Source organism: Streptomyces sp. NPDC048191 (genome assembly GCF_040652655.1).
GTDB lineage: Bacteria > Actinomycetota > Actinomycetes > Streptomycetales > Streptomycetaceae > Streptomyces.
Genome location: NZ_JBEZMO010000006.1, coordinates 345,233 through 364,184, shown reverse-complemented (window position 1 = coordinate 364,184; position 18,952 = coordinate 345,233). Strand labels below are relative to the sequence as shown.

The 18,952-nt window shown below is 71.7% G+C and carries 18 protein-coding genes and 2 tRNA genes; 10 read left to right on the top strand and 10 right to left on the bottom strand.

All coding sequences use genetic code 11. The features are described 5' to 3' along the window. Positions 1-68: 68 nt before the first annotated feature. Positions 69-142, bottom strand: a tRNA-Lys gene (locus AB0D93_RS13820). A gap of 197 nt (positions 143-339) precedes the next feature. Between AB0D93_RS13820 and AB0D93_RS13815 the strand changes: the two genes are divergently transcribed. The 5 genes from AB0D93_RS13815 to AB0D93_RS13795 all read left to right on the top strand — a co-directional run bounded on the left by AB0D93_RS13815 (position 340) and on the right by AB0D93_RS13795 (position 5,675). Then, positions 340-1,419, top strand: a complete 1,080-nt coding sequence (locus AB0D93_RS13815; protein WP_362118169.1) for a peptidoglycan-binding protein — start codon at positions 340-342, stop codon at positions 1,417-1,419. Positions 1,420-1,515: 96 nt separating this feature from the next. Then, complete coding sequence (locus AB0D93_RS13810) at positions 1,516-2,658, top strand: SPFH domain-containing protein (RefSeq protein WP_362118166.1); 1,143 nt, start codon at positions 1,516-1,518, stop codon at positions 2,656-2,658. Positions 2,659-2,769: 111 nt separating this feature from the next. Further along, positions 2,770-3,375 carry a lytic polysaccharide monooxygenase gene (locus AB0D93_RS13805; protein ID WP_362118163.1) on the top strand — a complete coding sequence of 202 codons (606 nt, stop codon included), beginning with the start codon at positions 2,770-2,772 and terminating at the stop codon, positions 3,373-3,375. 119 nt (positions 3,376-3,494) lie between these two features. Continuing rightward, positions 3,495-3,962, top strand: coding sequence for a DUF3592 domain-containing protein (locus tag AB0D93_RS13800; RefSeq protein WP_362118160.1), 468 nt, complete (start codon positions 3,495-3,497; stop codon positions 3,960-3,962). Positions 3,963-4,019: 57 nt separating this feature from the next. Continuing rightward, the gene (locus AB0D93_RS13795; protein WP_362118157.1) at positions 4,020-5,675 is read left to right on the top strand and encodes a long-chain-fatty-acid--CoA ligase; all 1,656 of its coding nucleotides are present in this window, start codon (positions 4,020-4,022) and stop codon (positions 5,673-5,675) included. Here the strand turns inward: AB0D93_RS13795 and AB0D93_RS13790 are convergent. The 6 genes from AB0D93_RS13790 to ehuB all read right to left on the bottom strand — a co-directional run bounded on the left by AB0D93_RS13790 (position 5,641) and on the right by ehuB (position 9,822). Beyond that, positions 5,641-5,714, bottom strand: a tRNA-Lys gene (locus tag AB0D93_RS13790). The genes AB0D93_RS13795 and AB0D93_RS13790 overlap by 35 nt on opposite strands. Before the next feature lie 85 nt (positions 5,715-5,799). Beyond that, positions 5,800-6,558, bottom strand: a complete 759-nt coding sequence (locus tag AB0D93_RS13785) for an IclR family transcriptional regulator C-terminal domain-containing protein (protein ID WP_362118154.1) — start codon at positions 6,556-6,558, stop codon at positions 5,800-5,802. A gap of 211 nt (positions 6,559-6,769) precedes the next feature. Beyond that, a complete protein-coding gene (gene ehuA, locus AB0D93_RS13780; RefSeq protein ID WP_362118151.1) occupies positions 6,770-7,552 on the bottom strand; it encodes an ectoine/hydroxyectoine ABC transporter ATP-binding protein EhuA in 783 nt (260 codons plus the stop codon). Further along, the gene (gene ehuD / locus AB0D93_RS13775; RefSeq protein ID WP_362118148.1) at positions 7,542-8,192 is read right to left on the bottom strand and encodes an ectoine/hydroxyectoine ABC transporter permease subunit EhuD; all 651 of its coding nucleotides are present in this window, start codon (positions 8,190-8,192) and stop codon (positions 7,542-7,544) included. The genes ehuA and ehuD overlap by 11 nt, the downstream gene beginning before the upstream one ends. Next, on the bottom strand, positions 8,189-8,908 hold the full coding sequence (gene ehuC / locus AB0D93_RS13770; protein ID WP_362118145.1) for an ectoine/hydroxyectoine ABC transporter permease subunit EhuC: 720 nt from the start codon (positions 8,906-8,908) through the stop codon (positions 8,189-8,191). The genes ehuD and ehuC overlap by 4 nt, the downstream gene beginning before the upstream one ends. Further along, entirely contained in the window at positions 8,905-9,822 is a 918-nt protein-coding gene (gene ehuB, locus AB0D93_RS13765) for an ectoine/hydroxyectoine ABC transporter substrate-binding protein EhuB (RefSeq protein WP_362118142.1), read from the bottom strand. The genes ehuC and ehuB overlap by 4 nt, the downstream gene beginning before the upstream one ends. Positions 9,823-9,868: 46 nt before the next feature. Between ehuB and AB0D93_RS13760 the strand changes: the two genes are divergently transcribed. Then, the gene (locus AB0D93_RS13760; RefSeq protein ID WP_362118139.1) at positions 9,869-10,363 is read left to right on the top strand and encodes a DUF3830 family protein; all 495 of its coding nucleotides are present in this window, start codon (positions 9,869-9,871) and stop codon (positions 10,361-10,363) included. Here the strand turns inward: AB0D93_RS13760 and AB0D93_RS13755 are convergent. Continuing rightward, entirely contained in the window at positions 10,344-11,750 is a 1,407-nt protein-coding gene (locus AB0D93_RS13755) for an amidase (RefSeq protein WP_362118136.1), read from the bottom strand. The two genes, AB0D93_RS13760 and AB0D93_RS13755, sit on opposite strands and share 20 nt — an antisense overlap. A gap of 23 nt (positions 11,751-11,773) precedes the next feature. Beyond that, entirely contained in the window at positions 11,774-12,724 is a 951-nt protein-coding gene (locus AB0D93_RS13750; protein ID WP_362118133.1) for a D-2-hydroxyacid dehydrogenase, read from the bottom strand. A 135-nt stretch (positions 12,725-12,859) separates the two neighbouring features. On the opposite strand from AB0D93_RS13750, the gene AB0D93_RS13745 reads away from it, so the two are divergent. From AB0D93_RS13745 to AB0D93_RS13735, 3 genes are all read left to right on the top strand, one after another. Then, the gene (locus tag AB0D93_RS13745; RefSeq protein ID WP_362118130.1) at positions 12,860-13,648 is read left to right on the top strand and encodes a decarboxylase; all 789 of its coding nucleotides are present in this window, start codon (positions 12,860-12,862) and stop codon (positions 13,646-13,648) included. Then, on the top strand, positions 13,645-14,376 hold the full coding sequence (locus tag AB0D93_RS13740) for a decarboxylase (protein WP_362118127.1): 732 nt from the start codon (positions 13,645-13,647) through the stop codon (positions 14,374-14,376). The genes AB0D93_RS13745 and AB0D93_RS13740 overlap by 4 nt, the downstream gene beginning before the upstream one ends. An 80-nt stretch (positions 14,377-14,456) precedes the next feature. After that, complete coding sequence (locus AB0D93_RS13735; protein WP_362118124.1) at positions 14,457-15,554, top strand: LLM class flavin-dependent oxidoreductase; 1,098 nt, start codon at positions 14,457-14,459, stop codon at positions 15,552-15,554. Here AB0D93_RS13735 and AB0D93_RS13730 read toward each other — a convergent pair. Beyond that, positions 15,533-17,338 carry a bifunctional diguanylate cyclase/phosphodiesterase gene (locus tag AB0D93_RS13730; RefSeq protein WP_362118121.1) on the bottom strand — a complete coding sequence of 602 codons (1,806 nt, stop codon included), beginning with the start codon at positions 17,336-17,338 and terminating at the stop codon, positions 15,533-15,535. The two genes, AB0D93_RS13735 and AB0D93_RS13730, sit on opposite strands and share 22 nt — an antisense overlap. Positions 17,339-17,663: 325 nt before the next feature. On the opposite strand from AB0D93_RS13730, the gene AB0D93_RS13725 reads away from it, so the two are divergent. Further along, entirely contained in the window at positions 17,664-18,920 is a 1,257-nt protein-coding gene (locus tag AB0D93_RS13725; RefSeq protein WP_362118118.1) for a M6 family metalloprotease domain-containing protein, read from the top strand. Positions 18,921-18,952 lie beyond the last annotated feature (32 nt).

Sequence of the window (18,952 nt, the reverse complement as noted above, 5' to 3'; positions counted from 1 at the left end):
CAACCAAAAACCCACGTTGGCGTGTGATGACCGCGTTGTCCGCGGTCATCACTCGCCATCGTCGTCTGTGCGCCGCCAGGGACTCGAACCCCGGACCCGCTGATTAAGAGTCAGCTGCTCTAACCAACTGAGCTAGCGGCGCCTGCTGACGAAGAGAACTCTACCCGACCTTCGCGAGTGCTCCGGACCACGTCCTGGCGGCCCCGCGGTGACCGGGCGGCCGTCGGAGGGGCCGTGTACATCATTCGGACCGTCAAAGTGTCGCTCTTGTGGTGAGTTGGGAAACTGATCAACGTACACACTTGTGGACAAATCCCCTCCGAATGTGAGGTAGATCGCATGAAGGCGCCCGTGTTCGAGGATTTCGCCCCGGCGAGCGACTGTGACTGCCCCGGTTGCGTCGCAGGGCGACGGGTGAGCCCCCGCCCGCCGTCCGGCCGCTCCGGCGGCCCCGCGGCGGCCCGCGGGATCGTGGTCGTCGCCGCCGCCTCCGCCGTCCTCGGCGCAGCTGCCCCGGCCGTCGCCGTCACCCCGGGCCGCCCCGCCGAGGGGCGCCCCCACGCGACCGGCGGCGGCGAGCCCGACACCCCCCAGGGCGCGAAGGCCCCGCTGCACGGCCCCGGCGGCCAGCCGACGAGCCCCGACACCGCCCCGATCCCCGCGACCACCCGGACCCAGATCATCAACCGGGCCAAGACCTGGGTGGCCGCACAGGTGCCGTACAGCATGAACGACTACTGGACCGACGGTTACCGGCAGGACTGTTCGGGCTATGTGTCCATGGCCTGGAGCCTGCCCAGCAACGAGTGGACGGGCAGCCTCGACCAGTTCGGCGTGAAGATCACCAAGGAACAGCTCAAGCCCGGGGACATCCTGCTCTACCACAACCCCGACAACCCCGAGAAAGGCTCCCACGTGGTGATCTTCGGCGGCTGGACGGACTACACGCACACCTACTACACGGTCTACGAGCAGACACCCCCGCACACCCGCAGTCAGGCCACGCCCTATCCCTATTGGAGCAACGTGGACAAGTACGTCCCCTACCGCTACAAGGGCCTGCCCGCCGACGCCAAGGCGGGCGTCCGCCAGGCGGGCGCGGCAGGACCGGCCCGGCCGGCCGGACAGGGGGTGCCCATGTCCCACGGGGTGCCCGGCTACCCCGGCCGGCACCACTTCCTTCCCGGCGCGGAGAACGCCTATGTCACGCAGATCGGCCGCCGGCTGGTGGAGATGGGGTTCGGCGGCTTCTACACCGGCGGTCCCGGCCCGCGCTGGGGCGAGGCGGACCGGCGTGCCGTCGAGGCCTTCCAGCGCACCCAGGGCTGGCGCGGCGGCGCGGCGGACGGCTATCCGGGGCCGGAGACCTGGCGACGGCTGTTCGCGGACGTGGACCCCGGCCGGGTGACCGGCCTCTGACCGCCCGGCCGGCGCCGGTCACCGACCACGACGGTCCCCGACCGCCCATGAACAACCCCTTCGACGACGCATCTGGCGTGGAGGCTGGAGGCAGGCATGAGTACGACGACGTCACACACACCGCCCGATTCCGAGGGGGAGCCGGAGGCCGCAGTGGCCTCGGGCGGGGATCCGGACCGGCTGATCCACAACGAGACGACCACCGAGATCCCGGTCCATCTGCTCTACCGCGACGCCCCCGACCCGGCGACCTCGGTGACGGTGCCGCTCAAGCCCGTGGTGGTGGCCGGCCGCCACGGCATCGGCGAGCAGTCGCGGCTTCCCGGCCGGCCGCCGGCGCGCGGCCGGCCCCTTCCGGACGTCGACCCGGAGCTGATGGAACGTCCGGCGCGGGTGCTGCCGGGCGCCGTGGGGGTGCTGGCCGGGCTGTGCGGGCTCCTCGGGTGTCTGGTGATCTCGTGGTGGGCGGGACTGCTTTCACCGGTGGCGGTGGCGGTGCTGCGGTTGCCCCGGTCCGCGGGTGTGGGTCTCGGTCCGGTGCAGTGGGTGGCGTACGCCGGAGCGGGGGTGCTCGGGATCATCGGCTTCGGCGGGCTGGTCCGGGGGCGCAGCGAGCGGGCCTGGGTGCTCGGTCTGTTCGGCCGCTACCGGGGGACGGTCCGGCGGACCGGGCTGCTCTGGGTGAACCCGATGGTTCCGCGCCGCCTGGTCGACGTGCGGCTGCGGCACTGGCGCAGCGAGGCGATGCCGGCGGCGGATCCCGACGGACTGGCGCTCAGGGTGGTCGTACTGGTGGTGTGGCGGGTGCGCGACACCGCGCGGGCGGTGCTCGGCATCGAGGACCACGAGGCGTACCTGCGCGAGTGCGTGGAGGCGGCGCTGGCCCGGGTGCCGGTGGAGCCGCAGGGCGAGTCGCCGGACGGGGTGACGGCGGCCGGGGACGCGCTGTCCCGGCTGGTGGCGGAGGAGACCGCGCCGGTCGGCCTGGAGGTGTTCTCGGTGCAGCCGGTCCGGGTGGAGTACGCCCCGGAGGTGGCCCCCGCGATGCACCGGCGCCGGATGGCCGCGCTGGACGCCCGGCAGCGGGCCGGCATGCTCAGCTCGGTGGTGGACGCGGTGGAGGACACGGTGACCAGACTGACCGCGCGTGGCCTGGTCGAACTCGACGACTACGAACGGAAGGCGCTGGTGCGTGACCTGACGGTCGCCTTCTGCTCGGGACGGGGAGAGCCGTCGTAGGGCAAGCCGCGATTGGTATGGACATGTTCAACTAGCGGCAATAATCTGGTACTTGGTCTAGACCTACCTGCACAGCTCACCGAACTCCCCACGTTCTCCAGGAGCGGCAGTATGCGCACCAAGACCAAGTTGTCCGCGGTCGTGCTCGGCGTGGTGACCGCCGGAGCGTTCGCGCTCTCCACCGGCGGCGCCAGCGGGCACGGCTACACCGACCTCCCCGTCAGCAGGCAGAAGCTCTGCGCCAACGGCACGGTGACGGGCTGCGGCGACATCCAGTACGAGCCGCAGAGCGTCGAGGGCCCCAAGGGCTTCCCGGCCGCGGGGCCCGCCGACGGCCAGATATGCAACGGCGGCCTGAGCCGGTTCGCCCAGCTCAGCTCGCCGGCCACCCCGTCCGGCGGGGCGTGGCCCACCACCAGGGTGACGGGCGGCCAGACGTACACGTTCCGCTGGCAGTTCACCGCCATGCACGCCACGACGGACTTCAAGTACTACGTCACCAGGCAGGGCTGGAACCAGAACCACGCCCTGTCCCGCTCGGACCTCAACCTCACCCCGTTCCTGACGGTCCCGTACAACGGCCAGCGGCCGCCGGCCACCCTCAGCCACAGAGGCACGCTGCCGAGCGGGCTGAGCGGGCACCACGTCATCGTCGCGGTGTGGACGATCGCCGACACGGGCAACGCGTTCTACGCCTGCTCGGACGTCACCTTCTGAGGACCGTTCCGCCACAGCCCGGAAACTGAGGTTCCCTTGAGGCCCGCCGCCCCTACCGGCGGGTACGTTCCTCGCACGCCGGCCGAGCGGGCCGGCGGACCGGACCTCGGGGGAACCTCATGTTCGAGCTCTTCTTCTACGCCGTACCCACCCTCATGATCGCCGGCCTCGGGTACGCCGCCTTCCTGCTGCTGCGCCGGGCCCGGCGGATCGGCAGGACCTGGACGCACGGTCTGACCGCCGAGGGGCGCTGTCTGCGGATGTTCACGACGACCAGCGGGGGCGGCGGGGACACGTCCGTGCGGACGACCCTGCACCACGTCTACGAGTTCACCACCCACGAGGGCCGCACGGTCCGCTTCGAGGAGGAGGACGGCCCGGCGACGGTCGTGGAAGGCGACTTCGTCACCGTGCGCTATCTGCCGGAGCAGCCCCAGCGGGCCACCGCGCGCCCGCCGGCGCCCGCCAGGCTGGCCGTCGGCACCGGTTTCGGGGTGGCCTTCCTCGGGGTGGCGATGACCTTCTGCGTCGGCTTCATCGTCCTGGCGCACGCGATGTTCTCGGAGTCGGCCGGTCTGCTTCCGTAGCACGGGTTCCCGACCCCCTCTCCACATCTGACGCTCTGTCAGCTACCGTGCGCTGCCATGAGGACCGAGGCGCGCACGGTTGCCGAGCTGGTCGCGGCGCGGTGGGGCGACCACCGCCCGGGGCTCATGTGCGAGGAGCGCACGCTGACCCAGCACCAGGTCGCCGCCGGCGCCGCCGCCCGGGCGGCCCTGCTGGCCGACCTGCTGCCCCCGGGCTCCGTCCCGCATGTCGGCGTACTCCTCGACAACACCGAGGAGTTCCCGCTGTGGCTCGGTGCCGCCGCCCTCGCCCGAGCGGCCGTCGCCGGGATCAACCCCACCCGCCGCGGTCCCGAACTGGCCCGGGACATCCTGCACACCGAGTGCCCGCTCCTGGTCACCGAGCGGGCCCGGCTGCCCCTGCTGGCGGGCCTGGACCTGCCGGGGGTACGGCTCCTCGTGACGGACGACGAGGAGTACGCCACCCTCCTCGCCCCCTACGCGGACGCCGTGCCCGACCCGTCCCGCGCCGCCCCGGCCGACCGGCTGCTGCTGTACTTCACCTCCGGCTCGACGGGCGCCCCCAAGGCGGCCCTCTGCTCCCAGGGCCGGCTGGCGGCGGCCGGGCAGGCGCTGGTCCGGCAGTTCGGGGTGCGCCCGGACGACGTGCACTACATCTGCATGCCGATGTTCCACGGCAACGCGGTGATCGCCGACTGGGCGCCCGCGCTGACCGCGGGCGCCGGGGTCGCGCTGCGACGGCGGTTCTCGGCGTCCGGGTTCCTGCCCGACGTGCGCCGCTACCGGGCCACGTACTTCACCTACGTCGGCCGGGCCGTCCAGTACGTCCTCGCCACCGAGGAACGGGCGGACGACCGGGACAACCCGCTGCGGCTCGGCTTCGGGACGGAGGCCGGCGCGGTGGACGCGGCGGCCTTCGAGCGGCGCTTCGGGGTGCGGCTGGTGGAGGGGTACGGCTCCTCCGAGGGCGGCGCGGCGATCCAGTGGGCACCGGGCACACCCCGCGGCGCGGTGGGACCGGCCGGGCCGGGGCTCGTGGTGCTCGACCCCGCCACCGGGCGCGCGTGCCCGCCGGCCGTGTTCGACCCCGCGGGGCGGCTGCTCAACGGGGAGGAGGCGATCGGGGAGCTGGTGAACCGGGGACCCAACCCGTTCGAGGGGTACTGGCGGAACCCGGCCGCCGAGGCCGAGCGGCGCCGGGGCGGCGCCTACTGGACCGGTGATCTGTTCTACCGGGACGCGGAGGGATACCTGTACTTCGCGGGCCGTACCGATGACAGGATCCGCGTCGACGGGGAGAACCTGGCCGCCGCGGTGATCGAGAACATCCTCGCCCGGTACGAGGGCGCGGTGGCCGTCGCCGTCTACGGGGTGCCGGACCCGGTGACCGGGGACCAGGTGATGGCGACCGTGGCCGGCACCTTCGATCCGGCGGGCTTCGCGGAGTTCCTGGCGGCCCAGCCCGACCTGGGCACGAAGATGGCGCCCCGCTTCGTGCGGGTGGTGAAGCGGATGCCGGTGACGGCCACGAACAAGATCCACCGGGCGCGGCTCAGGAAGGAGGGGGTCGCCTGCGCCGATCCGGTGTGGTGGAGGCCGGCCGGGGAGGGGGCCTACCGGAGGCTCACGGAGGGGGACGCCGAAGGGCCCCTCGCTTCCGCGAAGGGCCCTTCATCTGTGCGCCGCCAGGGACTCGAACCCCGGACCCGCTGATTAAGAGTCAGCTGCTCTAACCAACTGAGCTAGCGGCGCATGACTCTCGCCTACCTCGGATTTCGTCTTCCTCGGCTGGCGACGAAGAAAATACTACCTGGTCCCGAGGGGTGCTCGTGACCACCTACAGGGTCAGGGACAGCAGCACCGGCGTCGCGTTCCGGTTCAGCGCGTCCGCCGCCTGCCGCAGCCGGTGCGCGTGCTCCACGGGAAGCGACAGGGCCAGGCAGCCCACCGCGGAGCCCGCGGTGATCGGGACCGCCGCGCAGACCGTGCCGATCGCGTACTCCTGGAGGTCCAGGACCGGCACCGTCGGCGGCTGGGACTCCAGCCGGGAGAGCAGCAGCTTGTCGCTGGTGATGGTGCGCGAGGTGAGGCGGGCCATCTTGTGCCGGGAGAGGTGGTCGCGGCGGGCGTTGTGGTCGAGCTGGGTCAGCAGGCTCTTGCCGACCGCCGTGGCGTGGGCGGAGTAGCGGAAGTCGACCCACTCGTTGACCGCCGGGGTGGACGGCCCGGCCGCGTACTGGGTGACCTTGACCTCGCCGTCGACGTACCGGCTCATGTAGACCGCCGCGCCGACCGAGTCGCGCAGCCGGTCCAGGGTCTGCTGGAGCTTCTCGCGCACGGCCCGCTCCCTGTCGTGCGCGGAGGTGAGCCGGCGCAGGGTGTCGCCGGTGACGTACGCGCCGCCGGTGATCTGCTCGACGTAGCCCTCGCGGCGCAGCATGCGCAGCAGGGCGGTGAGCCGCTCCGGGCCGAGGCCGGTGCGGCGGGCCAGCTCGGTGTCGGTGACGCCGGCGGAGTGGCGGGCCACGGTCTCCAGCACGCGCAGCGCGTCCTGGGCGGAGTGGTACGGGGCGGTCGGCTCGTTCATCAGCGCCACGGTGTTTCCCCCTGCGCTCGCCTGTGTGGGCCGCGGATCCGGTCGGCGGATCGCTTCCACGATAACGGGCAAACCCGGTGCGGGGAGAGGGGGTTGGCGAGATTGTCGTCCCCGCCAGGCCCCTCCCAACTGCGGCGCAGGCCCTCTGGCATATGCCAAGGTCATGACCCAGCGGCCGGACCTCGGTATCTGCCCGATTCACGCCCCGTGGTCACAGGACCGCGCTGAGGAATTCCCGGGTGCGGTCCTGCTCCGGCTCGGTGAAGATCTTCTCCGGGGAACCCGATTCGATCACCCGGCCACCGTCGAACATCAGCACCTGGTCGGAGATGTCCCGGGCGAAACCCATCTCGTGGGTCACGCAGAGCATCGTGATGTCCGTGCTGCGGGCGATGTCCCTGAGCAGGTCGAGGACGCCCGCGACCAGCTCCGGGTCGAGCGCGGAGGTGACCTCGTCCAGCAGCAGCACCTTGGGCCGCATGGCCAGCGCCCGGGCGATCGCCACCCGCTGCTGCTGACCGCCGGACAACCGGGTCGGCTTCGCGTCGCACTTGTCGGTCAGGCCCACCAGCTCCAGCAGCTCCCGGGCCCGCTCCTCGGCCTCGTCCCGGGACATGCCGAGGACCTGCACCGGCGCCTCGGTGATGTTCCGCAGCACGCTCATGTTCGGGAACAGGTTGAACTGCTGGAACACCATCCCGATCTTCTTGCGCACCTCCCGGATCTGCTTCTCCGGCGCCGGGAACAGCTGCTCGCCGTCGACGGTGATCGTGCCCTCGTCCGGTTTGGTGAGGGTCATCAGAAGTCTGAGGATCGTGGTCTTGCCGGACCCGGAGGGCCCGATCAGGGTCACGTGCCGGCCGGCGTCGACGGAGAAGTCGAGCCGGTCGAGCACGGTGTTCGCGCCGAACCGCTTGGTGACGTTCTCCAGGCGGATCAGCTCGGTGGGCTCGGCGTCGGTGAGGGACGGCTGCGGACGGGTCTCAACGGACAAGGCGTCGCTCCAGGGCTCGCAGGAGAAGGGAGGCCAGGTAGGAGATGAGGATGAAGGCCACTCCGATCACGGTGACCGGCTCGGTGAACTGGAAGTGCTGCTGGGAGAAGAGCCGGGCCTGGCCGAGCATCTCCAGCACGGTGATCGTCATCAGCATCGGCGTGTCCTTGAGCATGGCGATCACGTAGTTGCCGAGCGCGGGGACCACCCGGCGGACGGCCTGCGGCAGGATCACCGCCGTCCAGGTGCGCCGCCGGGGCAGGTTCAGCGCGGTCGCCGCCTCCCACTGGCCGGCCGGGACCGCCTCGATGCCGGCCCGGTAGACCTGCATGGTGTACGTCGAGTAGTGCAGGCCGATCGCGAAGACGCCGGTGGTCAGCGCGGAGAACGTGACGTTCCACTCGGGCAGCACGTAGAACAGGAAGAACAGCTGCACCAGCAGCGGGGTGTTGCGCACGAACTCGGTGACCACCCCGACCGGCCAGCGCACCCAGCGGCTCGGCGTCCGCATCAGCAGCGCCCACACCAGGCCCAGGCTGAAGGACAGCAGTGAACCGAGGGCCAGGGCCTCCAGGGTGACCCGCAGACCGTCCCAGAAGTGCGGCATGAAGCCGCTCACGGCGTTCCAGTCCCACTTCATGCGACACGACCCCCCACTCCGGTCGTCTGCGCGCGCTTGAGTTCACGCGCCGCCGAGAACGTCCCGGCGTCCTTGCCGACCCTGGCCTTCAGCCGCTTCTCCAACGAGCGCATCAGCCGCGTCAGGACGAAGGCGATCGCGAAGTAGATCAGCAGCACGTACGTGTAGATCTCCGCGCTCTGCTGCAGCGCCAGCCGGACCAGGTTCGCGCTGAACGTCAGATCGCCCATGCCCATGACCGACACCAGCGCGGTGCCCTTGAGTAGCTCGATCAGCAGATTGCAGAAGGTCGGGATCATCTCCGGCACCGCCTGCGGCAGCAGGACCAGCCTGAGGCGCTGCCAGGGCGTGAAGCTGAGCGCGATCCCGCCCTCCTTCTGCGCCGGGTCCACCGCGTTCAGCGCGCCGCGCACGATCTCCGTGCCGTACGCGCCGTACGTCAGGCCGAGCGCCAGCGTGCCCGCCCACAGGGGCACCAGCTGCCAGCCGAAGGCGACCGGCAGCACGAAGAACACCCAGAAGATCATCACCAGCGCCGAGGTGCCGCGGAACACCTCGGTGTAGAAGCCGGCCACGAACCGCACGATCCACAGCCGGTGGGTGCGCGCGATGCCGACGACGAAGGACACCGCGGTGGCCAGCAAGGCGCTGAACACCAGCAGCTGGACGGTGGTCCAGACGCCCTTCAGTACGAGTTCCCACAGTCCCGAGGTCATCCGCCGCACAGCTCCTTCGCGGTGAGGTCGGTCATCTCGGCCTTGGTGAAGCCGAACGGCCTGAGGATGCGGAACAGTTCGCCGCTCTTCTTCAGCTTGTGCAGCTCGACGTTGAAGGCGTCCCGCAGCGCGGTCTCGGTCGGCCGGAACGCGAAGGCGCCCCCGTCGACGTGCGGTTTGCCCTTGACCAGCGGCGCGAAGGGCGCGGTGGCCTCGGCCTTGGCGGACTTCCTCACCACGGCCCGCGTGGTGAGCGCCGTACCGGCGAAGACGTCGACACGGCCCGCCTCCACGGCGTTCAGGCCGGCGACCTGGTCCGGGACGATGAGGATGTCGCTCTGCTTGTACCCGGCCTCGACCGCGTACTGGATCTCGGCGTATCCGGTACCGGTGGCGAACTTCGCCTTCTTCGCGACGATGTCCTTGTAGGAGCGCAGCCCCAGCGGGTTGCCCTTGCGCACGATGAACGAATCGAGCATCTGGTAGTCGGGGTCGGCGAAGATCACCTGCTGGCAGCGGTCCGGATTGACGTACATCCCGGCCGCCACGACGTCGAATTGCTGTGAGTTGAGCCCCGGGATCAGCGAGCCGAACTCGGTCGGGACCGGCTGCACCTTGTCCACCCCGAGCCGCTTGAAGATCACCTTGGCCAGCTCCGGCGCCTCACCGGTGAGGTGCCCGTCCTTGTCGATGTACCCGAAGGGGATCTCACCGGCGATCCCGAGCCGGACGACGCCCTGGGCGCGCAGCCGCTGGAGCAGGTCGCCGCCCTCCTTGCCGGAGGCCTCGGCCACCCGAGTGCAGCCTGCCGCGCCCAGCACACCGAGGGCGGCGAGGCCGCCGAGCACGGACCGCCGGGTGTGTCTGTGTTCCGCCCGTATCGTGTATACGTCGTTCCCAAGTGGTGGAGCCATGGCGGCGCGGCTACCCAAGCGCATCCGGGCTATGCACCCTTGTCTCATGGCCGAACGATTCGTCACCGTCTCGCTCGACAAGCGGGACGTGCACTGCACGGCACGACTGCTGACCGACCGCGCGCCCCTGACCTGCGCGGCGGTATGGGACGCGCTCCCGCTCGCGGGTGAGGTCTACCACGCCAAATACGCGCGCAACGAGATCTACGCCCTCTTCCCGCCCTTCGCCTCCACGGAACCCCCACTGGAGAACCCGACGGTCACCCCGATTCCCGGCGACCTCTGTTACTTCACCTTCGCCGGCGCCGAGCTGGGCACCAGGGCCTACGGCTACGACCGCGAGGTCCGCCCCGGCAGCACGGTGGTCGACCTGGCCCTGTTCTACGAGCGCAACAACCTGCTCCTCAACGGCGACGTGGGATGGGTGCCGGGGATCGTGTGGGGCCAGGTGGTGGAGGGACTGGAGGCGATGGCCGAGGCCTGCAACGACCTGTGGCGCAGCGGGGCCGCGGGGGAGACGCTCAGTTTCCGCAGGGCCTGACGCTCCCGGAGAGCGGCAGCCCGCTCTCGTACAGCGCGTGCGCGGCCCGGAGCACCAGGTCGTCCCGGTGCCGCGCGGCGACCAGTTGCGTCCCCACGGGCAGTCCGTCGGCGTCCGTGCCCACCGGGACAGTCGCCGCGGGCTGCTGGGTGAGGTTGAACGGGTAGGTGAACGGCGTCCAGCCCGTCCAGCGCCGGTGTGCGCCACCTCTCGGCGCCTCCACGCCCGCCTCGAAGGCCGTGACCGGCAGGGTCGGGGTGACCAGCAGGTCGTACCGCTCGTGGAAGCGGCCCATGCGGCGGCCGAGGTCCATGCGGACGTCGACGGCGGCGAGATAGTCCAGCGCGCTGTACCGGGCGCCCTGGACACAGATCTCCCGCAGGCCGGGGTCCATCAGCTGCCGCTTGCGCGGGGAGAAGCGCTCGGTGAGCCGGGCCGCTCCGCTGAACCACAGGGTGTGGAAGGCCTCCACCGGGTCGCTGAAGTCGGGGTCGGTCTCCTCGACGTACGCGCCGAGGTCGGCGAGCCGGGCCACCGTGCGCCGTACCGCCGCCGCGACCGCCGGCTGGACCGCGACCTGGCCGCCGAGGGATGGGGAGTACGCCACCCGCAGCCCCCGTACGCCCGCCTTCAGGCCCTCCGTGAAGGGGCCCGGGGCGGCCGGCAGCCCCGACCAGTCACGTGCGTCCGGCACGCCGATGACGTCGAGCAGCAGGGCCGCGTCGGCCGCGTCCCGGGTCATCGGGCCCGCGTGCGACAGCGTGCCGAAGGCGCTCGCCGGGTAGAGGGGCACCCTGCCGTACGTCGGCTTCAGGCCGAAGACGCCGCAGAACGCGGCCGGGATGCGGATGCTGCCCCCGCCGTCCGTGCCCAGTGACAGCGGACCCGCGCCGAGCGCCACGGCCGCCGCGCTGCCCCCGCTGGAGCCGCCGGCGGTGCGGGAGGGGTCGTGCGGGTTGCGGGTGATCCCGGACAGCGGGGAGTCCGTCACGCCCTTCCAGCCGAACTCCGGGGTGGTCGTCTTGCCCAGGAACACCGCGCCGTGTTCGCGCAGCCGGGCCACCGAGGGCGCGTCCTCCTCCCAACTCCCCTCCTCCGGGATCGTCCTGGAGCCGCGCAGCGTCGGGTGGCCGCGCAGGAGGAGGATGTCCTTCACCGTCACCGGCACCCCGTCCAGCAGCCCTTCCGGTTCGCCGCGCCGCCAGCGCTCCTCCGACTCCCGGGCCCGGGCGAGCGCGTCCTCCTCGGTGAGGCGCACGAACGCGTTCACCTCCGGCTGGACGCGCCGTGCCCGCTCCAGGGCCTGTGCGGTCGCCTCCACGGGACTGAACTCGCCCTTGCGGTACCCGTCGAGGAGCTGTACGGCGGTGAGGTCGGTGAGCTGCATGCACCCTCCAAGCAGTCCGAGAGTCAGTGACCGGGGACGTATCCGCGCTTCTTGTCGACCACGTTCAGCAGAGATCTGCCCGCCGACCACCGCTCGTACAACTCCACGAACTGCGTGCCCAGTTCGTCCCGCCAGCCGATCGTGTCGCCGCTCATGTGCGGGGAGACGATCAGGCCCGGCAGCCCCCACAACGGGCTGTCCGGGGGGAGGGGTTCGGTGGTGAAGACGTCCAGGGCCGCGCCCGTGATCCAGCGCCGGGTCAGCGCCCGGGCGAGGGCGTCCTCGTCGACGAGCTGACCGCGGCCCACGTTGACGAAGAACGCCGAGGGCTGCATCACGCCGAACCGGTGGGTGTCGAACATGCCGTACGTCTCCTCGGTGAGCGGGGCCGCCGCGATCACCCAGTCCGCGCGGGAGATCAGCCGGTCCAGGTCGGCCGGGCCGTGGATGCCGGTCCGCGGCACCCGTCCGACCAGCGCCGTCGTCACACCGAGGGCCTTCAGGGTGCGGACGATCGCCCGGCCGATCGGCCCCGAGCCGACCACGCACGCGCGCGTACCCGCCACCCGCCGGCCCTCCCGGTGCCGCCAGGTCCGCTCCCGCTGGAGCTCCAGCGTGCGCGGCAGGTCCTTGGCCACCGCCAGCACCAGGGCCGCCACGTACTCGGCGATCGGCTGGTCGAAGATCCCGCGCGCGTTCGTAACCACCGTGTCGGACGCGGCCAGCTCCGGGCCCATGAGGTGGTCCACACCGGCGCTCGCCGTGTGCACCCAGCGCGGCCGGGGCCCCTCCCCGGGCCAGGCCTCGCGGACCGCGTGCGAGGCGAAGTCCCAGACCAGCAGGACGTCTGCCTGCGGCAGCCGCTCGGCCAGATGCGCGGCGTCCGTGTGCACGATCCGGGCGCGGCCGGTGAGCCGGCCGAGCCGGGGCGGCGGCTCGGCGTCCAGGACGAGGAGGGTGGGGAGGGTCGTCATACGGGGCGGCTCCGGGCGTCTGACATGCACGGATTATGCGCGGATTGACCACGCTCGCACCCCAACCTACCTTCGTCAACACGGGCGTACTCGCGATCCGTTGCTCGCTCGTCTCCCAGCGTGAGGGTGGCAGCCATGGACGTCTCCTTTCTCGGCGGACCCCGCCCCCAGCGCGGGGTCGGAGTGGTGGCCCCGTTCGACTTCGCCCTCGATCGCGAGCTGTGGCGCTGGGTGCCCGACGAGGTGTCACTGCATCTGACCCGGACCCCGTTCGTGCCGGTCGAGGTGAGCCTGGACCTGGCCCGGCTGGTGAGCGAGCACGAGACCCTCGGCGACGCCGTGCGCGCGCTGACCGCCGTCGCACCCGAGGTCGTCGCCTACGCCTGCACCTCCGGCAGTTTCGTCGGCGGGATCGCCGGGGAGCGGGCGATGTGCGCGGCGATGAGCCTGGCCGGCGCGCCGCCCTCCGTGACCACCTCCGGCGCGCTGCTGGAGGCGCTTCAGGAGCTGGGCGTACGACGGGTCGCGCTGGTCACGCCGTACACCGTTTCCGTGACCCGGGCGCTGGAGGAGTTCGTCGCCGAGGCCGGGGTGCAGGTCACCGGGTGCGCCTTCATGGGGCTGACCCGGCACATCTGGCGGGTGCCCTACCGGGACGTCGTCGCCATGGCCCGGCAGGCGGTGCGCCCCGGTACCGCCGACGCGCTCTTCATCTCCTGCACCAATCTGCCGACGTACGACGTGATCCCCCAGCTGGAGGCGGAGCTGCGCATCCCGGTGCTGTCCGCCAACCAGGTCACCGTGTGGGCTGCGCTGCGCCGACTGGGTACCCGGGCCGTGGGGCCCTATCAGGCGCTGCTGGACGAGTCGGCGCGCGCCTGGCCTCCCGTACTGCCGGAAGAGACGCAGGAAGGCTGGACATGACCGCACTCGGATTCCTCTACCCGGGCCACTCCGCCGAGGACGACTATCCACGCATCGAACAGCTCCTGGGCAGCGACATCCGGGTGGACGTGGTCCACACCGACATCGGTGAGGACGCGCACCGGGTGGCGGCGCTGCGCGAGATGGGCTCCGCCGAGCGGCTGGCGGCGGGCATGGAGAGCCTGCGGCTGACCGGCGCCGAGACGGTGGTGTGGGCATGCACCAGCGGCGGCTTCGTACACGGCTGGGAGGGCGCCCAGGAGCAGGTGCGCACACTGGCCCGGCTGGCCGGGATGCCCGCGTCCTCGACGTCGTTCGCGTTCGTGCACGCGGCCCGGGAGCTCGGGGTGCGGCGGGTCGCGGTCGGGGCGACCTATCCGGAGGACATCGCCGCGCTGTTCGCGGAGTTCCTGCGGGCGGGCGGCCTGGAGGTGACCAGTACGCGCTCCTCGGGGATCATCACCGCCGCGGAGGTCGGCACGTGGGGCGAGGAGGACGTGCTGACGCTGGCGCGCGCCGCGGACGTCCCCGACGCGGAGGCGGTGCTGCTGCCGGACACCGCCCTGCACACGGCGGCGCATCTGCCGCTGCTGGAGAAGGCGCTGTCCAAGCCGGTGCTCACGGCGAACCAGGTGTCGGTGTGGGAGGGGCTGCGGCTCGCCGACCGGCGGGTGAACGCGCCGTCGCTGGGGACGCTGTTCACCCGGGAACCGATCGTGCAGGTCTGAGCCCCGCCGGGAATAAACGGAGAGTGCCTCCTGTTAGGTGTCGCCAGGACAGCGCACGCCATGAACAGGAGGCCCACACCGTGTCGGCAGACGAGGCAGACGAGATCCGGGGCACCACGCACGGGACCGCCCCCGCCCCCCTCTCCGTACTGGACCTGGTGACCGTGGGCGCGGGCAGTACCGCCTCCGACGCGCTGCGCACCAGCGTGGAGCTGTCCCGGTTCGCCGAGGCCCGCGGATTCCACCGGTACTGGGTCGCCGAGCACCACTCCATGCCCGGCGTCGCCTCCTCCTCGCCCGCCGTGATCCTCGCCCACCTCGCCGCCCACACCGACCGCATCCGGCTCGGCTCGGGCGGCGTCATGCTGCCCAACCACGCCCCGTTGGTGATCGCCGAGCAGTTCGGCACGCTGGAGGCGATGGCACCGGGCCGCATCGACCTCGGCCTCGGCCGCGCCCCCGGCACGGACGGCGCCACGGCCGCGGCGCTGCGCCGCAGCGACACCCTCGACGAGGGCGCCGACGACTTCCCGCAGCAGCTCGCCGAGCTCACCCGCTTCCTCGACGACGACTTCCCCGACGGACACCCCTACCGCCGTATCCACGCCATCCCCGGCCCCGTCCAGGCCACCAGCCCCGGCGGCGTCCAGTCCCCGCACCGTCCGCCCGTCTGGCTGCTCGGCTCCTCCGGCTTCAGCGCGCGCCTCGCCGGTCTGCTGGGCCTGCCGTTCGCCTTCGCGCACCACTTCTCCGCGCAGAACACCATCCCGGCGCTGGACCTGTACCGGCAGACCTTCCGCCCCTCCGCGGTCCTGGACGAGCCGTACGCCCTCATCGGCGTCTCCACCCTCGCCACCGACGACGCGCGCGAGGCCCGGCGCCAGACCCGGGCGGTGGCCCTGAACATGCTCCGGCTGCGCACCGGCCGGCCCGGCCTCTTCCCCGACCCGGACGAGGCCGAGAGGCACGAGTTCAGTCCGATGGAGGAGGAGTTCATCACCTCCTGGACGTCCAACATCGTGCACGGCACCGCCGACGAGGTCCGCTCCGGCCTGGACGACCTGCACAAGCGCACCGGCGCCGATGAGCTGATGCTCGTCTCCCACGCCCACCGCGGCGAACTCCGGCTGCGGTCCTACGAGTTGATCGCGGACGCCTACGGCTTGCCGACCACGTAGCTCTGCGCGCCGAGCAGCTCGGAGATACGATCCGGCGGCACCGGGCGGGAGTACAGCCAGCCCTGGCCGGTGTCGCAGCCGATGCGGCGCAGCCGGGTGGCCTGGGCCGAGGTCTCCACGCACTCGGCCGTGACGGTGATGCCGAGCCGGTGGGCGAGCTGGATCATCGCCTCCACGATGACCTCGTCGGCGGGGTTGGGGGCGATCGCGGGGTTCTTGTCGGCCTCGTACTGGAAGCCGCGCACGAAGGAACCGTCCAGCTTGAGGGTGGAGACCGGCAGGCGGCTGAGGTAGGCGAGGTTCGAGTAGCCGGTGCCGAAGTCGTCGATGGCGATGCGCACGCCCATCTCGCTGAGCGCCTGCAGCGCCTGGAGCGGCCGGCCCGCCGAACCCATCACCGCCGACTCGGTCAGCTCCAGCTGGAGCAGGTGCGGGGCGAGCCCGGTCTCGGCCAGGGTCTCCGCCACGTCCGCCACCAGGTCCGAGTCCCACACCTGCCGTACGGCCACGTTGACGCTGACGAAGATGGGCGGGTCCTCCGGGTGGTCCAGCTGCCAGCGGCGGGCCTGGCGGCAGGCGGTGCCCAGCGCCCAGCGGCCCAGCTGCACGATCGAGCCGTCCTCCTCGGCCAGTCCGATGAACCGATTCGGCGTCAGTGTGCCGAACTGAGGATGATTCCAGCGGATCAGCGCCTCGACCCCGGAGAGACGCCCGTCCTCCATGCCCACCAACGGCTGGTACTCCAGGGCGAACTCGCCGCGTTCGATGGCGGGACGCAAGGTGGAGGACAGGGCCTGACGGGTCATCCGGTGTGCGTTGCGCTCGGGGTCGAACAGGGTCCAGCGGGCCTTGCCGTCGGCCTTCGCCCAGTACAGGGTCGTGTCGGCCGCCTGCATCAGCCCCGTGGCCGTCGTACCCGCCGCGTGCCGCTCGACGACGCCGATGGACGCGGTCAACGACAGCCGCTGACCCGCCAGATCGAACGGCTCCTCCAGGGCCTTCAGCGCCGACTCGGCGAGATCGGCGAGCTGTTCGGTACCGGTGGAGTCCTCCACGAGCAGCGCGAACTCGTCGCCGCCGAGCCGGGCCACCAGCGGGGTGACGGCACGGGCGTAGCCGGCCTCGTCGGCCACCCGGGTCAGGCGCTCGGCGACGGCGGCGAGCAGCCGGTCGCCGACCCGGTGGCCGAGGGTGTCGTTGACCGCCTTGAAGCCGTCGAGGTCCAGGTAGCACAGGCCGATCCGCCCGGTGCCGCTCTGCTCGTACGACTCCGCCTCCAGCGCGGCCGTCAGCCGCTCGAAGAACAGCGTGCGGTTGGGCAGCCGGGTCACCGGGTCGTGCATCTGCAAGTGCCGCAGGCGCGCCTGGAGTTCACGGCGCGCGCTGATGTCGGCCACCGAGAGCAGGACGCCGGGCTCGCCGCCCAGCGGGGCCACGGTCACCTGCACCCACACCGAGTGCCCTTCGGGGTGCTTCAGCCGGCGGGTGCAGCGCAGCTTCGCCTGCCGGCCGCGCAGCACCTCGCGGTAGGCGTGCCAGCTGCGGGCGTCCGAGGCGAGGTCGACGAGGTCGGCGGCGACCCGCCCGGTCAGTGTGTCCGGATCCGTGCCGAGCAGCTCGCCGAAGGCCGCGTTGGCGCTCGCGACGAGTCCCGCGCGGTCCACGACGGCCATGGCGAGCGGGGCAGCCGCGAAGACACGGTGGTAGGTGGTGTGGTCACTGTCTGTGACGGCTGACCGGTCGAGGTCTGCCGCGGGCGTCGGCCCTTCGGACGTTCCGCTCACCGCTCGCTCCCGCAGTGCACTCGATCTCTGTCCGTGCCGGAAAGTGTGCCGATCATAGAGGCTGGCCCCGGGCCCTTCCAGCCACTCTCCAGTGTCCCGGATGGAGCACAGTTTCTGACAGATCGTTTCTGCCCGCGCGTGGAGGGGTTCTTGGGGCCCCCGACCAGTTGTGACGTTCCGTGAGTGTTTCGGGGTGTCGGGCGCCGGAGCGCGCGGGCGCGTCCGGGGGCGCACTCACCCTTGTGGTGCAGATGAACAGGGCATAACGCGACAAACCCCAGCAATCTGGATGCGGTCCTGAGAACCGCGTCCGGAGGTCACGCCCGTGCCCAAGCTGCGCAGCACCGCCGCCGTGTGCACCACGCTGTCGGCGCTCGCCGCGACGTCGATCCTCAGCGGCCGGTCGGTGGCCGAGCCGTTCTCCACGGCACCGTGCGCCCTGCACCGGACCGACGCCCACCACTCCGAGGGCGTGGACACCTGGAACCCGGACTACACCCGCCCGATCGGCGCGCTCGACGCCGTGCTGGTCTTCCTCTCCTTCCCGGACGCCGTCCCGCGCACCACCCCCGCGGAGCTGACCGCCGACCACTTCCCGGAAACCGGCCGCTACTTCACGCAGGCCTCCTACGGCCGGTTCACCCTGCGACCGCACCCGCTGAAGCACTGGCTGCGCATGCCCCGGCCGTCCGCGGCGTACGCCATAAGGCGGGACTGGAGCCCGGGGCACCGGGCCGCCTACCTGCGGGACGCGTTCGCCGTGGCCGACAAGGAGGTCGACTTCTCCCGCTACCAGGTCGTGTACCTCGTCGCCGACCCGGACGCGCCCGGCGTCGACTCGGACGCCACGAAGGTCGTGAACCTCGACACGCCCGTGCACGTGGACGGCACGGACGTCCGCCGGGTCGTCACGGTTTTCGAGAAGCACCCGCCGGACCATCTCGTCCTCGCCCACGAGACGGGTCACGTGTTCGACCTGCCCGACCTCTACCACCGTCCGGTCGACGGCAAGGGCGACTGGGACACCTACGTCGGCGACTGGGACCTGATGGGCAGCCAGTTCGGGCTCGCACCCGACCTGCTCGCGTGGCACAAGTGGAGGCTGGGCTGGCTGGATCCACGCCAGGTGGTGTGCGTGCGCGGCGCGCGGCCGACCCGGCTGACCCTGGAACCGCTGGAGGCCGGACCCGGTGTCCCGGTGCAGGGCCCGTCGGGCACTCCCGCCTTCGGCCTCGGGCACGGGGTGAAGCTGGCGGTGGTGCGCACCGGCCCCGACAGCGCCCTGGCCTTCGAGGCGCGCGCCCCGGCCGGAAACGACCGGGCCGCCTGCCGGCAGGGGGTTCTGGTGTACCGGATCAGAAGCGGCGCGGAGTCCGGCGGCGGCCCGGTGGAGGTCGTCGACGCCCACCCGCACACCGAGGCCTGCTGGGAGAACTCGGTCTACCCACCCCTCGCCGACGCCCCGGTCGCCCTGGGCGAGAGCTTCACCGTGCCCCGCGAGGCCGTGCAGGTGGAGGTCGAGGGGAAGACGGCCTCGGGGGCATGGACGGTCAGGATCACGCCGAAGGTGCACGACGGCTGACACTTCCCGCGGATGAGTACTGGGTCGGTGGC